Annotated in this window: 12 protein-coding genes; 6 read left to right on the top strand and 6 right to left on the bottom strand. The window is 70.3% G+C overall.

Features of this window, described 5'->3' with window-relative positions; translation table 11 throughout:
* The first annotated feature begins 86 nt into the window (after positions 1-86).
* Positions 87-338, top strand: coding sequence for a hypothetical protein (locus QRX50_RS46255; RefSeq protein ID WP_285969374.1), 252 nt, complete (start codon positions 87-89; stop codon positions 336-338).
* A 243-nt stretch (positions 339-581) separates the two neighbouring features.
* On the opposite strand, the gene QRX50_RS46250 is transcribed toward QRX50_RS46255, so the two are convergent.
* Positions 582-1,133, bottom strand: coding sequence for a carboxymuconolactone decarboxylase family protein (locus QRX50_RS46250; protein WP_285969373.1), 552 nt, complete (start codon positions 1,131-1,133; stop codon positions 582-584).
* An 80-nt stretch (positions 1,134-1,213) separates the two neighbouring features.
* Here QRX50_RS46250 and QRX50_RS46245 point away from each other — a divergent pair, with 80 nt between their 5' ends.
* The gene (locus tag QRX50_RS46245) at positions 1,214-1,675 is read left to right on the top strand and encodes a MarR family winged helix-turn-helix transcriptional regulator (RefSeq protein WP_285969372.1); all 462 of its coding nucleotides are present in this window, start codon (positions 1,214-1,216) and stop codon (positions 1,673-1,675) included.
* On the opposite strand, the gene QRX50_RS46240 is transcribed toward QRX50_RS46245, so the two are convergent.
* Positions 1,672-2,871, bottom strand: coding sequence for an aminotransferase class V-fold PLP-dependent enzyme (locus QRX50_RS46240; protein WP_285969371.1), 1,200 nt, complete (start codon positions 2,869-2,871; stop codon positions 1,672-1,674). The genes QRX50_RS46245 and QRX50_RS46240 overlap by 4 nt on opposite strands.
* 62 nt (positions 2,872-2,933) lie before the next feature.
* Between QRX50_RS46240 and QRX50_RS46235 the strand changes: the two genes are divergently transcribed.
* Both QRX50_RS46235 and QRX50_RS46230 read left to right on the top strand, forming a co-directional pair.
* Positions 2,934-3,551, top strand: a complete 618-nt coding sequence (locus QRX50_RS46235) for a GntR family transcriptional regulator (protein WP_285969370.1) — start codon at positions 2,934-2,936, stop codon at positions 3,549-3,551.
* A 4-nt stretch (positions 3,552-3,555) separates the two neighbouring features.
* A complete protein-coding gene (locus tag QRX50_RS46230) occupies positions 3,556-4,317 on the top strand; it encodes a metallophosphoesterase (RefSeq protein ID WP_285969369.1) in 762 nt (253 codons plus the stop codon).
* On the opposite strand, the gene QRX50_RS46225 is transcribed toward QRX50_RS46230, so the two are convergent.
* The 4 genes from QRX50_RS46225 to QRX50_RS46210 are packed head-to-tail and all read right to left on the bottom strand — an operon-like array spanning position 4,307 to position 9,064.
* Complete coding sequence (locus tag QRX50_RS46225; protein WP_285969368.1) at positions 4,307-5,932, bottom strand: CocE/NonD family hydrolase; 1,626 nt, start codon at positions 5,930-5,932, stop codon at positions 4,307-4,309. The two genes, QRX50_RS46230 and QRX50_RS46225, sit on opposite strands and share 11 nt — an antisense overlap.
* A 60-nt stretch (positions 5,933-5,992) precedes the next feature.
* The gene (locus QRX50_RS46220) at positions 5,993-6,892 is read right to left on the bottom strand and encodes an asparaginase (RefSeq protein WP_285974741.1); all 900 of its coding nucleotides are present in this window, start codon (positions 6,890-6,892) and stop codon (positions 5,993-5,995) included.
* 59 nt (positions 6,893-6,951) lie between these two features.
* The gene (locus QRX50_RS46215; RefSeq protein ID WP_285969367.1) at positions 6,952-8,388 is read right to left on the bottom strand and encodes an amino acid permease; all 1,437 of its coding nucleotides are present in this window, start codon (positions 8,386-8,388) and stop codon (positions 6,952-6,954) included.
* A 4-nt stretch (positions 8,389-8,392) separates the two neighbouring features.
* Positions 8,393-9,064, bottom strand: coding sequence for a FadR/GntR family transcriptional regulator (locus QRX50_RS46210; RefSeq protein ID WP_285974740.1), 672 nt, complete (start codon positions 9,062-9,064; stop codon positions 8,393-8,395).
* 374 nt (positions 9,065-9,438) lie between these two features.
* On the opposite strand from QRX50_RS46210, the gene dnaE reads away from it, so the two are divergent.
* Positions 9,439-13,026: a DNA polymerase III subunit alpha gene (gene dnaE / locus QRX50_RS46205; protein ID WP_285969366.1), complete on the top strand. Its 3,588-nt coding sequence runs from the start codon at positions 9,439-9,441 to the stop codon at positions 13,024-13,026.
* Positions 13,026-14,501, top strand: a complete 1,476-nt coding sequence (locus QRX50_RS46200) for an MFS transporter (RefSeq protein WP_285969365.1) — start codon at positions 13,026-13,028, stop codon at positions 14,499-14,501. Before dnaE ends, QRX50_RS46200 begins: the two co-directional genes overlap by 1 nt.
* Positions 14,502-14,689: the final 188 nt, after the last annotated feature.

Here is a 14,689-nt window from a genome sequence, read left to right as displayed (position 1 = left end):
CTCCCTCGGAAGCTCGGTGGCGGGCAGGCGGCGGGGATCGCGGTCGTGGTCGGGCCGGGGCCGCGCGGGCGATGAAGGTCACCCGGATGTGGCTCGTCGACGCGCTGCTCTTCGCAGGCGCGATCGTGCCCCGGCTGTTGTCCGACGACAACCGCCCGACCTGGGGCGAGCTCGCCATGGGGGCTTCAGCGTTGTCGCTGGCGGCCATCGGCCTCGTGCTGCTCGGCTCCGCCACCTGTCTGAACATCATGACCCGCGGCGCCCAGCCGTGGATAGGCCTGGTGTACCTCGCCGGCAACTACGTCTACGGCTACCTCGCCGCCCCGAACGGCGACTAAGTCCTCCCGCAAGGCGTCACCGGCTGGATCATCGCGGCTGCGGCCTGCGCGATTCGCGAGGGGATCAAGCACTACCGGGAGTGGACCGCGGTGGAGCCGCCGCCGATCCGAGGCCGGCGCCCGGGGCCGGGCCTGCCCCCTCGACAGGCCCGACCGCGTGGTGCGCGTCGCGGGCGAACGTGGAGTAGGAGGCCCGGCGGGAGCCGGTGGATACGTCGAGCACTGCGGCAAACGGGTGAAACTTCAGGCGGCGGTCCACTCGTGCTCGGCCAGGCTCGGGTGCAGCGGAGCGGCCACGAGCCGGTTGGCGAACGTCGAAAGCGTGTACGCGCCGATGCCCAGCACCACCTCGAGCGCCTGCCGCGGGGTGAAGCCGGCGGCGAGGAACGCGTCGAGGTCGGCGGCAGGCACGGCACCGGTCGTCGCGAACGTGGTCAACGCGAAGCGGCGCAACGCCTCCAGTCTCGGAATCGGCAGTGGCTCCGCCGCGCGCAACGCCGCGATCAGCGAAGCCGGCGCGTCGAGCTGTACCAGCTTCGCGGTATGCATCGCGACGCAGAAGTGGCAGCTGTTGCGCGTGGACACCACCAGGATCAGCGTCTCGCGCTCCAGCGGCGACAGCGTGGTGGTCTCGAACAGCGCGCTCAGCTTGAGGAACCCGTTCAGCAGCTCCGGCGACGTCGCCAGCCGCGCGACGGCGGCGGGCAGCGAGCCGAACTGGGCCTCAGTCGCCGCCAGGGCGCGGCGGGCGGCCGGCGGGGCGGTCTCGGCGGTGTGCTCAGGAAAATGCGGCACGGAACCCTCCTGGGGTAAAGTCGTCAACGTGGTTGTCGAATTTCAGAAGGTAAACCTGGTTGTCGAATTTGGCAAGCGGCATGGCTGACGCGCCCGGCTTCGAGCTGCCGTTGCTGCTGTTCTCCGGCTTCCGCACGCTCATCGACGACCTGCACGCCGAGCTCGCCCGCCAGGGTCACCCCGACGTGCGGCCCGCGTTCGGCTTCGCGATGCAGGCCATCGGGCCGCGCGGGGCCACCGCGTCGGAACTGGGCAAGCGGCTCGGCGTCTCGAAGCAGGCCGCGGGCAAGACCGTCGACCGCCTGGAGCAACTCGGGTACGCCGAGCGCGCCGACGATCCCGAAGACGCCCGCCGCAAGCTCGTGCGGCTCACCCCGCGCGGCATCGACTCCCTCGCCCGCTCCGCCGCCATCTTCGAAACGCTGCGCGCGAACTGGGTGGCCGAGCTCGGGGCCGACCGCGTCCGCGCCCTCGAAGCCGACCTGCGCACCATGACCGGCGGCGGCTTCCGGCTCGACGTCGCGGGCTGGTTCGCCGGCTAGCGCGACTCCTGGGCCAGTTTCGCCACTTCGCTCGTCAGCAGGTCGATCTCGCCCTCGGTGTTGTAGTAGTGCACCGACGCGCGGACGAGTTCGGGCAGGCCCCGGGCGGTGAAGTCGTACTGCGCCGAGGTCGCGTGGGTCACGCTCGTGTTGATCTTCGCGGCCGAAAGCCGCACCTTCACCTGCTCCGCGCCCAAGCCGTCGAGGCTGAACGCGACGAGCCCGCACTTGCGCGCGCCGACGTCGTGCACCCGCACGCCGTCGAGCTCACCGAGCCGGCCGCGCAGCGTCGCGCCCAGCTCGGCCACGCGTTGCTCGATCGCCGGCAGGCCCCATTCCAGCGCGTAGTCGACGGCCGCGCCGAGCCCCAGCACGGCCGCGTAGTCGCGTTCCCACACCTCGAACCGCTTCGCCGTCGGGTCCACCACGAACTCGTCGGGCGACTCCCAGCTGGCCGAGTGCAGGTCGAGCGTCGCCGGCTCGAGCCGCTCGCGCAGCCGCGGGTGCACGTAGAGGAAGCCGGTGCCGCGCGGCCCGCGCAGGTACTTGCGGCCGGTGGCCGACAGCGCGTCGCACTGCAGGAGTTCGACGTCGAGGTCGAGCTGCCCGGCCGACTGGCAGGCGTCGAGCAGGAACGGGATCCCGGCCTCGCGCGCGACCTTGCCGATGTCCTCGGCCGGGTTCACCAGGCCGCACTGCGTCGGTACGTGGCTCACGGCGATGAGCTTCACGTCGTCGTCGATCAGGCGGCGCAGGTCGGCCACGTCGAGCTGGCCGGTCTCGTCGTCGGCGACCACCTCCACCCGCGCCCCGGTGCGGCGCGCCACCTGGAGGTAGGCGATCGCGTTGCTCGCGTATTCGGCACGGGAGGTCAGGATCTTCTCGCCCGGGCCGAAGCGCAGCGCGTAGAAGACCGCCTGCCATGAGCGCGTCGCGTTGTCGGTGATCGCGATGTCCTCGGGTGCGGCGTTGATCAGCCGAGCCAGGGACGTGTAGACGGCTTCGGTGCGCTCGGCCGCCGCCGCGGCGGCCTCGTAGCCGCCGACCAGCGCTTCGGCTCGCAGGTAGTCGACCATCGTGTCGGTGACGCGGGCCGGCGGGAGCGCCGAACCGGCGTTGTTGAAGTGGACGACGCCGGTGCAGCCGGGCGTCTCGGCGCGGGCGCGGGCCACGTCGGCGGGTTGGATGCTGACCATGTGAACTGAATACAGTAGGGCCAGTCTGTATGCAATGCCGGTTGGTGTGTAATGCTGCGCGGATGACCAAGCGACCCCTGCGAGGTGAGCTCATCGAGGAGATCACCACCCGCGTGCTCGACGGCCGGCTGGACGCCCGGATCAACGAGGTGCACCTCGCTCGCGAGCTCGGCGTGAGCCGCACGCCGCTTCGGGAAGCGCTGATCGGGCTCGCCGACCGCGGGCTGCTCGTCGCCGCGCCCGGCCGCGGGTTCCTCGTCGCGCCGCTCGACCCGGAGGAGGCCCGGCGGCTTTACCCGCTGGTCGCCGAGCTGGAGTCGCTCGCCCTGCGCTGGACCTCACCGCTGGACCTGACCCTGCTGCCGGACGCGCTCGACGCCGTCGCCGACGAGATGGCGGTCCTGCCCGCCGGCGCCGATCTGTCCGCTGTGGACGATCGCTGGCACGAGCTGTTGCTCTCCCGCTGCGGCAACCCGCACCTGCTGCGCTTGATCGAGCAGACCAAACCCCTGCTCAAACGCTACGAATCCGTGTACTTCGGTGGCCCCGAGCGGGTTGCCGAGAGCATCACCGAGCACCGGGGGATCGCCGACGCACTGCGGTCCGGCGACGTGCCCGGCGCGACGGCGCTGCTCGTCCGCAACTGGGTCAAGGCACTGGCGTACCTCGAACGGAGCTGACCGCATGAAGGTCTTCGCACACCTGTCGGACATCCACCTGGACGGCGGTGACCGCGCCGAAGCGCGCACCGCCGCGGTGTTCGACTACCTGCGCGCGCTCGCGGTCGAGGCCGTGTTCGTCACGGGCGACGTCGCCGACCACGGCCTGCCCGAGGAGTACCGCCGCGCGACCGAGCTGCTCAAGCACCCCGCGCCCGTGCTCACGTGTCCCGGTAACCACGACGTGCGCGAGGCCTTCCGCGAGGTCCTGCTCGGCGAGCCGGCGAGCGCCGGCCCGGTCAACGTCGCCACCGACGTGAACGGTGTCCTCGTGGCGATGTGCGACTCGACGATCCCCGGCCAGGGCGCGGGTTACCTCGAAGACGCGACGCTCGCGTGGCTCGACGAAGCGCTCACCGCCCACGACGGCCCCGCGTTCGTCGGTTTCCACCACCCACCGGTCGAGGTCGGCATCCCGCTCGTGGACGCCATCCGCCAGACCGGCGAAGACCGACTCGCCGAGGTCCTGCGGCGCCACCCGCGGGTGCTCGCGCTGCTCTGCGGCCACGTCCACACCGGCGCCGCCACGACGTTCGCGGGCGTGCCGGTGCGCGTCGCCCCCGGCGTTGTCTCCGGTGGTCTGCTGCCCGTCGAGCCCGGCGCCGACCGCTCGTGGGCCGAGGGCGGCCCGATCGACTTCGAGCGGCCGCCGTCGCTGCTGCTGCACGTGCTGCTCGACGACGGCCGGCTCACCACCCACCAGCGAGTGGTGGCGTTCAGCGGCTGAAGACGGGCAGCGTGACCCGCGACGGGCGCGCCGCGTCGTGGAAGATCTCGAACCGGTTCGCCTTGCCGTCGACCGCGCTCGCCACCGGTTCGCCCGTGCCGTGGTTGCGGGCGAAGCGCGGGAACGCGCCGCCCGCCACCTGCACGCGCAGCCGATGGCCGCGGCGGAACCGGTAGGCCGTGGGGTCGAGCCGGACCTGCGCGGTCACGATCCCGTCGGCGTCCGCCTCGGGCGCGCCGGGCCGCAGCCGCAGGATGCCGTCGGTGACGTTCAGCGAGCGCCCGTCCTGGTCGACGTCGCACAGCCGCACGTACACGTCGGCGTGGCCCAGTTCGGTGCGCACGAACACGGTCGAGCTCACCTCACCGATCACGTCGAGGTCGGCGATCAGCGGTTCGCCGGTGAACACGAGCACGTCGTCGCGTGCCTCGACGTCGTTGTTGTCCTGCTGCTTGTTGGTGCCCGTCAGCAGCGGACCGCCGACCGCGGGTGTCGGGTCGGCGGGGTCGTAGGTGAACGCGGTGGGCCGGGCTTCGCCGTCGACCACCTCGCCGAGGCCGCCGATCGGCCGCAGGTGCGAGTCGGTGGCCGTGGACTCGGGCGGCCACGCGTCGAAGTCGAGCCAGGTCGCCGCCTGCTGCAGGTACAGCCGCACGGGTGAGCGCTGCAGCTGCGCGCGGTCGTCGAGCAGGTGCGCGCGCAGGAACCCGACCTGGTCCTGCACGGAGATCCGCAGGCTGGCCGGGTCGCCGTGGGCCCACGGCCCGATCGTGATCCGCGGCGCGCGCCCCGCGTCCTGCAGCGTCCGGAAGTCACGCAGCTGGCCCTGGATGAACAGGTCGTACCACCCGGTGACCATGCTGACGGGCACGGCGAGCCCGGCGACCCCCGCGCTGTGGTCGGACATGGCCCAGTAGCCGTCGTCCGGTTCGGCGTGGGTGGTCACGTCGCGCAGGAACAGCACCTGCTTGCCGATCGCGGCCACGTCGGCGGCGTTCAGCGGCAGGTGCGTCATCGCGCGGCGCGTCCTGCGCTTCTGCACGGGGTTCGGCAGGCCCGCGAACCGTTCCTCCTGCCGGCCGATCATGGCCGACCACGACACCATGTTGTCGGCCGCGAGCACCCCGCCCGGGTAGAACGTGCTCACGAACTCCGAAGCCGTCACGCCCAGTGCCATGGCTTCGAGCGGCGGGTCGAGGTAGGGCCCCATCGCCCACTGCGTGTGCCCGAGGTAGCTCAGGCCCGCCGTCGCCAGCCGCCCGTCGCACCACGGCTGCGCGCGCAGCCACTCGGCGGTCGCGATGCCGTCCTCGCGTTCGAGGTGGAACGGGCGGAACTCGCCTTCGGAGCCGAACGTGCCGCGGGTGCTCTGGACCACCGTCTGCAGGCCGTGGCGTGCGAAGACGCTGCCGAAGAGCGCCGCGATCGGCCCGGTGCGCCCGTACGGCGTGCGCACGAGCACCACCGGCCCCGAACGCTGGCCCGCCGGCGTGTACCGGTCGGCCACGAGGTGGACCCCGTCGGGCATGGGTATCCGCAGGCCCTTGGTGGCGACGGGCGCCGGGCCCTCCGCTTTCGGGAGACCGAGCAGGAGGTCGGCGACGCGCTGCAGCACAGGTTTACCCCTTTCACCAAGCCGGACGCGTTCGACGCTACCCGTCACGCGTGAGCGGGGTCACGCAGCGCGCGGGCGGCCTTCGAGTTCCGCGGTGACCCGCAGCGCCGGACTCGTGAACGGTTCGAGCACGCCGGCGTCGACCCCGCACAGCTCCAGCGCGGCCGCGAGCACGGCGGGCCGCGCGCGGTCGCCGCCGTCGGCGATCTTCAGCGCCACGGCCGTGCCATCGGGCAGCGCGGCGAGCTGCACGGCCTCGAACCCGTCCTTCGCGAGGAGCCCGGGCACCGCGCGCATCACCGCGGTGACGTCACGACGGGTGCCACCCACGAGGTCCGGGTGCTGCCGGATGCCTTGGGCCACCAGGCTTTCCGGCGTGCCCGGCGCCGCGGTGGCCAGCCGCGAGGCCGCCCGGGCGAGCCCGCGCAGCGACAGCGCGAACAGCGGCGCACCGCACCCGTCCACGGCCACGCGCGGCACGGCCTGCCCCGTGAGGTCCTCGACGGTCGCCCGGATCGAGAGCTGCAACGGGTGTCCGGGATCGAGGTACGTGCGCGGGTCCCAGCCCTGCTCCCGGCAGGTGGCGAGCATCGCGGCGTGCTTGCCGGAGCAGTTGTGCGCCAGCCGCGCGGGCGGCCGGCCCTCGGCGACCCACGCGTCCCGCTCGACCGGGTCGAACGGGTAGTCGGCCGGGTTCCCGAGGTCTTCGGGGGTGAAGCCGTGGCCGGCCAGCACGGCGGCCGCGGCGTCGAGGTGCCGGCGTTCGCCCGAGTGGCTGGCCGCGGCGATCGCGAACCCCGCCGGCGGCAGCCGCAGGCCCAGCCGGGCCATCGCCGTGGCCTGAAGCGGCTTCGCCGTGGAGCGCGGGTACATCGCGGCGTCCGGGTCGCCGGCGGAGAAGAGCGTGGACCCGTCCGGTGCGAGCGCGATCACCGAACCGTGGTGCACGCCTTCGACCATGCCGTCGCGCAGGAGGTGGACCAAGGGGACGTGCCCCGGCACGCGCTGTTCGGGGGCGCTCACTGTTCGGCCTTCTCGAACGCGCTCATGTCGATGCGCTTGCGCACGCAGAACCAGCCGATCACCAGCGCCACGACGATCGCCGGCAACGCGAGCAGCGTGATCCGGCCGGTCTTGTCGAACGCCATCAGCACCACCACGGCGGCGAGGAACACCAGCGTCGTCAGCTCGGTCCACGGCGAGCCCGGCAGCCGGAACGACGGCCGCGTGAGCTCACCGCGGTTGGCTTTGCGCACGAACAGCAGGTGGCACAGCACGATGATCGCCCACGTGGCGAGGATGCCGATCGCGGCGAAGTTCAGCACGATCTCGAACGCGTCCTTCGGCACGACGTAGTTGAGCCCCACGCCGAGCACGCAGACCGACGCGGTGAGCAGGATGCCGCCGTAGGGCACCTGGTTGCGGTTCATCACGCCGGTGAACTTCGGCGCCGAGCCGGCGACCGACATCGACCGCAGGATGCGGCCGGTGGAGTACAGGCCCGAGTTGAGGCTCGACATCGCGGCGGTGAGCACCACGAGGTTCATCACGCTGCCCGCCGCCGGCACCCCGAGGTGCGAGAGCACCGTCACGAACGGGCTCTCGTCACCGGTGTAGGAGTTCCACGGCATGAGCATCGCCAGCAGCACCACGGAACCGACGTAGAACACCGCGATGCGCCACATGATCGAGTTGATCGCCTTGGGCATGATCTTCTGCGGGTTCTCCGTCTCGCCCGCCGCAACGCCGACCAGCTCCACCGACGCGTACGCGAACACCACGCCCTGCACGATGAGGATCATCGGCAGCACGCCGGCCGGGAAGATCCCGCCGTGGTCGGCGATCAGCTGCGGGCCGGGCGCGAGGCCGTCGACCGGGTGCTGCGTGACGAGCAGCACGATGCCGATGATCATGAACAGCACGAGCGCGGCGACCTTGACGATCGCGAACCAGAATTCCATCTCGCCGAACAGCTTCACCGAAACGAGGTTCAGCGTCAGCACCACGGCCAGCGCGATCAGGGCCAGCACCCACTGCGGGATCGGCGCGAAGAACGACCAGAAGTGCGCATACAGTGCGATCGCGGTGATGTCGGCGATGCCGGTCGTGGACCAGTTGACGAAGTGCATCCAGCCCGCGACGTACGCGCCCTTCTCGCCCATGAACTCCCGCGCGTAGGACACGAAGGCACCTGAGGACGGACGGTGCAGGATCAGCTCGCCCAGCGCGCGCACCACGAAGAACGCGAAGAGCCCGCACACGGCGTACACGATCGCCAGCGCCGGCCCGGCCTGCGCGAGCCGTCCGCCCGCGCCGAGAAACAGGCCGGTGCCGATGGCGCCGCCGATCGCGATCATGGAGATGTGGCGGGACTTCAGCGCCTTGTTGTAGCCGGCGTCACCGGCGTCGGCGTGCTTCTCCGTTTCGCCGGACGACGAAAGGGTCTGTTCACTCACGTTTTCAGTCGGTCCTGTTCTGCTTCGCCGTGCGGTCCGGCCGCACGATGGTGGTCAGCGCCTGCTCGACGTGCGCGAGGTGCGCCGTCATCGCGGCCACGGCCGCCTCTTCCGAGCCGTCGGCGATCGCCGTGACGATCCGCCGATGCTCCACGTTCGACTCCGCTCGCCGGTCGCCCAGCCGGTTGAGGAACGCCGACTGGCGGGCCAGCGCGTCGCGGATCTCCTCGATCACCTTGGCGAACACCGGGTTGCCCGAGGCCTGCGCGATGGTGATGTGGAACAGCGAGTCGAGCGCCACCCACGCCGTGTTGTCGGTCTCGAGCTCCATCCGCTCGGCGAGGTGACCGAGCAGGTCGAGGTGGTCGGCGTCGCGGCGCAGGGCCGCGTACCCCGCCACGGGGATTTCGACGTGGCGGCGCACCTCGATGAGGTCGCGCGCCGAGTAGTCACCGAAAGTGGGGTTCTCGGCCGGGCCGGTCGCGGTGACGAACGTGCCCTTGCCGGTGCGGGAGACGGTCAGCCCGAGCGCCTGCAGCCCGCGCAGCGCCTCGCGGATCACCGAGCGGCTGACCTCGAACTCCTTGCTCAGCGCGGCTTCGGACGGCAGCTTGTCGCCCACGGCGTACTCGCCGCGTTCGATGGCGCGGCGCAGGTAGGCCAGCACGGCCTCCATGGCGCTCACGCGACGGGGGCCTTGTCCGGCTGTCTGGCTGTCAGACAGGTTCATGGAACGAGATCGTGAAGTTCAGCCGAACCGGTGTCAAGTCAGGTGCGGGCCTCCCACACAAGGACTGGGGGAATCACCGGAATCGTGTGGGCCGGTTCACTCGCGCCGGTCCTGTCGGTGGGGCGTGCGAGGGTGTCGCCGTGGCGTCACCCGCGAAGGTTTCGTCGGGCCCCGGGCGGCATGTCGGCGGGCGCGGCGGGCGGGTGAGGAGAGAGGATCCCTACCGAGCCGCACAGCGCGAGCGCGGACTAGGGTGGAGGACCCCGGGCCGCGCCGCAGCAACAACCGGGAAGCCGTCTGCCTAGGGGAGGTTTTCGCTGGTGTCGAACGATTCCTTCGTCCACCTGCACGTCCACACCGAGTACTCGATGCTCGACGGTGCGGCGAAGATCGGACCCCTCTTCGCCGAGGCGGCGCGGCTGGGCATGCCCGCGGTGGGCATGACCGACCACGGCAACATGTACGGCGGCGACGAGTTCTACCAGACCTCCAAGAAGCACGGCCTGAAGCCGATCATCGGCATCGAGGCCTACATCGCGCCGGAGAGCCGCTTCCACAAGAAGCCGGTGTTCTGGGGACAGGCCAGCCAGCGCGGCTCGGACGAGTTGGGTGAAGGCGGCGACGTCTCCGGCGCCGGTGCCTACACCCACATGACGATGCTGGCGGAGAACGCCACCGGGCTGCGGAACCTGTTCAAGCTCTCGTCGATCGCCTCGATCCAGGGCTACTACCGCAAGCCGCGCATGGACCGCGAGCTGATCGCGGAGAACCACGAAGGCATCATCGCCACCACCGGCTGCCCGTCGGGCGAGGTGCAGACCCGCCTGCGGCTGGGCCAGCGCGAGGCCGCGATCCAGGCCGCGTCGGACTACAAGGACATCTTCGGCGCCGACAACTTCTTCCTCGAGCTGATGGACCACGGCCTGCCGATCGAGCGGTCCGTGCGCGAGGGCCTGCTCGAGGTCGGCAAGCTGCTCGACCTCAAGCCGCTCGCGACCAACGACTCGCACTACGTCACCAAGGACCAGGCCGACACGCACTCGGCGCTGCTGTGCGTGCAGGCGGGCAAGACGCTCAACGACCCGACCCGGTTCAAGTTCGACGGCGACGGCTACTTCCTCAAGTCGGCCGAGGAGATGCGCCAGTACTGGGACAAGGAGGTTCCGGGCGCGGCCGACAGCACGCTGCTGATCGCCGAGCGCGTGCAGTCCTACGAGGACGTCTACTCGCACAAGGACCGCATGCCGGTCTTCGAGGTGCCCGAGGGTCACACCGAGGCGACGTGGCTGCGTCACCAGGTGGCCGACGGCCTGAAGTGGCGGTTCCCGGAGGGCGTGCCCGACGGCTACGAGGAGCGCTGCGACTACGAACTCGGCGTCATCGAGCAGAAGGGCTTCCCGGCCTACTTCCTCATCGTCGCCGACCTCATCCAGCACGCGCGCGAGGTCGGCATCCTGGTCGGCCCCGGCCGTGGTTCCGCCGCCGGCGCGCTCGTCGCGTACGCGCTGGGCATCACGAACCTCGACCCGATCCCGCAGAAGCTGCTGTTCGAGCGGTTCCTCAACCCCGAGCGCATGTCGATGCCCGACATCGACATCGACTTCGACGACCGCCGCCGCGGCGAGATGATCCGCTACGCCACCGACAAGTACGGTGCCGACCGCGTCGCCCAGGTGATCACCTTCGGCACCATTAAGACCAAGGCCGCGATCAAGGACTCGGCCCGCGTGCACTTCGGGCAGCCGGGCTACTCGATCGCCGACAAGATCTCCAAGGCGCTGCCTCCGCCGATCATGGCCAAGGACATTCCGCTGTCGGGCATTGTCGACTCGAAGCACGAGCGCTACGCCGAAGCCGCGGAGGTCCGGACCCTCGTCGAGACCGACGAAGAGTGCAAGACGATCTTCGACACCGCCCGCGGGCTCGAGGGCCTGATCCGCAACGCCGGCGTGCACGCCTGCGCGGTCATCATGTCCAGCGAGCCGCTCACCGAAGCGATCCCCGTGTGGCAGCGCGACGACGGGTCGATCATCACCGGCTGGGACTACCCGTCGTGTGAAAACATCGGCCTGCTGAAGATGGACTTCCTGGGCCTGCGCAACCTCACGGTGATCGGCGACGCGCTGGCCAACATCAAGGCCAACCGCGGCGAGGAGATCGACCTCGACCGCCTCGGCTTCGACGATCCCGAGGCCTACAAGCTCCTGGGCCGCGGTGACACGCTCGGCGTGTTCCAGCTCGACGGTGGCGCGATGCGCGACCTGCTGCGCCGCATGCTGCCGACCGGGTTCGAGGACATCGTCGCGGTGCTCGCGCTGTACCGGCCCGGCCCGATGGGCATGAACGCGCACAACGACTACGCCGACCGCAAGAACAACCGGCAGAAGGTCACGCCGATCCACCCGCAGCTCGAAGAGCCGCTGCGCGAGATCCTGTCCGAGACCTACGGCCTGATCGTGTACCAAGAGCAGATCATGCAGATCGCGCAGAAGGTCGCGGGCTACACGATGGGCCGAGCGGACACGCTGCGGCGAGCGATGGGCAAGAAGAAGAAGGAAGTCCTCGAGAAGGAGTACGAGGGCTTCGAAGAGGGCATGAAGGCCAGCCCCCTGCTGCCCGGCGGCTTCTCGCCCGAAGCGGTCAAGGCGCTATGGGACACGATCCTCCCGTTCGCCGGCTACGCGTTCAACAAGAGCCACGCGGCCGCCTACGGCCTGATCGCGTACTGGACGGCCTACCTCAAGGCGAACTACACGCCGGAGTACATGGCCGCGCTGCTCACGTCCGTGGGTGACAACAAGGACAAGTCGGCCATCTACCTGTCGGAGTGCCGTCGCCTCGGCATCAAGGTGCTGCCGCCGGACGTCAACGAGTCGGCCCTGCGCTTCGCGGCCGTCGGGAACGACATCCGCTTCGGGCTGGGCGCCGTGCGCAACGTCGGCGCCAACGTGGTGGAGTCGGTCATCAAGACGCGCGAGGAGAAGGGCAAGTACTCCTCGTTCACCGACTTCCTCGACAAGTCGGAGCTGGTGGCCTGCAACAAGCGGGTCATGGAATCGCTGATCAAGGCCGGCGGGTTCGACACGATGGGCCACACCCGCCTGTCGATGATCCAGGTGCACGAGGACGCGGTGGAAGCCGTCGTGCCGCTCAAGCGCCAGGAGGCCATGGGCCAGTTCGACCTGTTCGGCTCCTTCGGCGGGGACGACGACTCGGCCGAGGCCACGCCGTCCTCGTCGCCGCTCGCGCACCTGAAGTTCGGTGAAGAGGAGTACCCGCGCAAGCAGCTGCTCGCCTACGAGCGGGAGATGCTGGGCCTGTACGTGTCCGCGCACCCGCTCGACGGTGCCGAGCGCATCCTGCGCAAGCACGCGCCCAAGCCGATCGCGGGCCTGCTCGCCGATCCGCCGAGGGAGGGCGAGGTCGTGATCTCGGGTCTGCTCACCTCGCTGGAGCGGCGCGTGAACAAGAAGGGCGAGCCCTGGGCGATCTGCACGGTCGAGGACATGGACGCCGCGATCGAGGTGCTGTTCTTCGCCAAGGCGTACTCGATGTTCGCCGCGGACCTGGTCGAGGACAACGCGGTGCTGGTCAAGGGCCGGGTCAACTGGCGCGAGGACAAGATGTCGGTGTTCGGCGGCGGGCTCGTGCCGCTGGACCTGTCCGAGATCGGCAACGGCGACGAGGAACCACCGCTGATGCTGCTGGCCGCGGCCGAGAAGATCGACCAGTCGGTGGTGAGCGAGCTCAAGTCGACGCTGCTGGCGCACAAGGGCGAGACCCCGGTGCACCTGAAACTCGTCGGCAAGAACCAGACCGTGTTCGCGCTTTACGATTACCCGGTGAAGGTCAGCTCGATGCTCATCGGTGAACTCAAGGGCATCCCCGGGATCACCGCCAACACCTGATGACGGAGTACGTTCCGGACCCGCTCCGGTGGCGTGCCCTCGCTGTCACGTTGACGGCCGGGTTCATGACCCTGCTCGACGTCAGCATCGTCAACACGGCCCTGCCCGCGATGCAGCGGGGCCTGAACACCGGCAGCGGCACGATCCAGTGGGTGGTGTCCGGCTACGCGCTCACGTTCGGCCTGGTGCTCGTCACGGGCGGGCGGCTCGGCGACGCGCTCGGCCGGCGGCGGGTGTTCCTCGTCGCGCTGGCCGCGTTCGTCGCCACGAGCGCGGTGGCCGGCGCGGCTCAGGACCCGACCACGCTGGTGATCGCGCGGCTCGCCCAGGGCTGCGCCGCGGGTTTCCTGACTCCGCAGAACACCGGCCTGATCCAGGACCTCTTCCGCGGCGCCGAACGCGCTCGCGCGTTCGGCCTGTTCGGCGCGGTGGTCGGGATCTCCACGGCCATCGGGCCGGTGCTCGGCGGTGTGCTCCTGGCCGTGTTCGGCGATCCGGGCGGCTGGCGGTGGGTGTTCTACGTGAACGTGCCCGTCGGCGCGCTGGCGTTCGGGCTCGCGCTGCGGCTCTTGCCGAAGACCGAGGGACGCGGGGTCCGGCTGCGGTCCGAGATCGACGTCGCAGGAATTCTGCTCCTGGCGATCGCGGTGCTGGGTGTGCTGCTGCCGCTCGTCGAATCGCAGCAGGGCGGCCTGCGACGCCTGTGGTGGCTCTTCCCGATCGCGGCGGTGTGCTTCGCCGGGTTCGTGTGGTGGGAGCGCCGGGTGGTGACGCGCGGCCGGTCGCCGTTGCTCGACATCCGGCTTTTCACGGGCACGCCGGGGTACGCGCCCGGCGTCGCGGTGGGGGCGCTGTACTTCTGCGGGTTCGCCGGCGTCTGGCTGGTCTTCGCGCTGTTTTTTCAGCAGGGCCTCGGGTACACGCCGTTGCAGTCCGGGCTGTCGGTCACTCCGTTCGCGATCGGCTCGGCCGTGTCGGCCGCCGTCGCGGGGCGGCTGGTGCCCCGGTTCGGGAGGCGGCTGTCCGTCACGGGCTTGAGCCTCGTGGCCTTCGCGTTACTGGTCGTCGCGGCGGTGGTGGAGTTCGTGCCACCGTCGGCCGCGGGCTGGGCGGTCGCGCTGCCGTTGCTGCTCGGCGGAATCGGTGGCGGCATGGTGATCTCGCCGAACACCACGCTGACGCTGGAGTGCGTGCCCACGACCATGGCGGGCGCCGCTGGCGGTGCGTTGCAGACGGGGCAGCGCATCGGCACGGCGATCGGCACGGCGGTGCTGGCTTCGGTGTTCGAATCGGCGGTGCTGGCGTCGGACCGGAACTACTCCCTCGCGCTCACCATCGCGATGTGCTGCTCGGCGGCGCTGACGTGCGTCGCGCTGCTGCTGGCGATCCTGGAGCTGCGCGCACGGCGCGTCCGGACGGCTCGCGGCGAGGAGCACGAGGCGGCCGAGCGCGCCGCGGCCGTTCACAGACTGTGAGATGATCACGCTCACTCAGCAGTTTTGGTGAACTAATTTCAACTGTTCGGTGCTGCTCCATCCGAGTGACACGCTACGTTTGACCCTGGTGCTACTCAGAGCAACCGGGTAGACCTTATGGAGCCTTCAGCACGACACTTTGGCTACCTACAGTGGCATTTCGATCGATCGACCGGGGATGGGTCGAT

The organism is Amycolatopsis sp. 2-15, from assembly GCF_030285625.1.
Classification (GTDB): Bacteria; Actinomycetota; Actinomycetes; order Mycobacteriales; family Pseudonocardiaceae; genus Amycolatopsis; species Amycolatopsis carbonis.
Note: the sequence above shows the minus strand (reverse complement) of the source record. Positions and strands in the feature narration are given on the sequence as shown.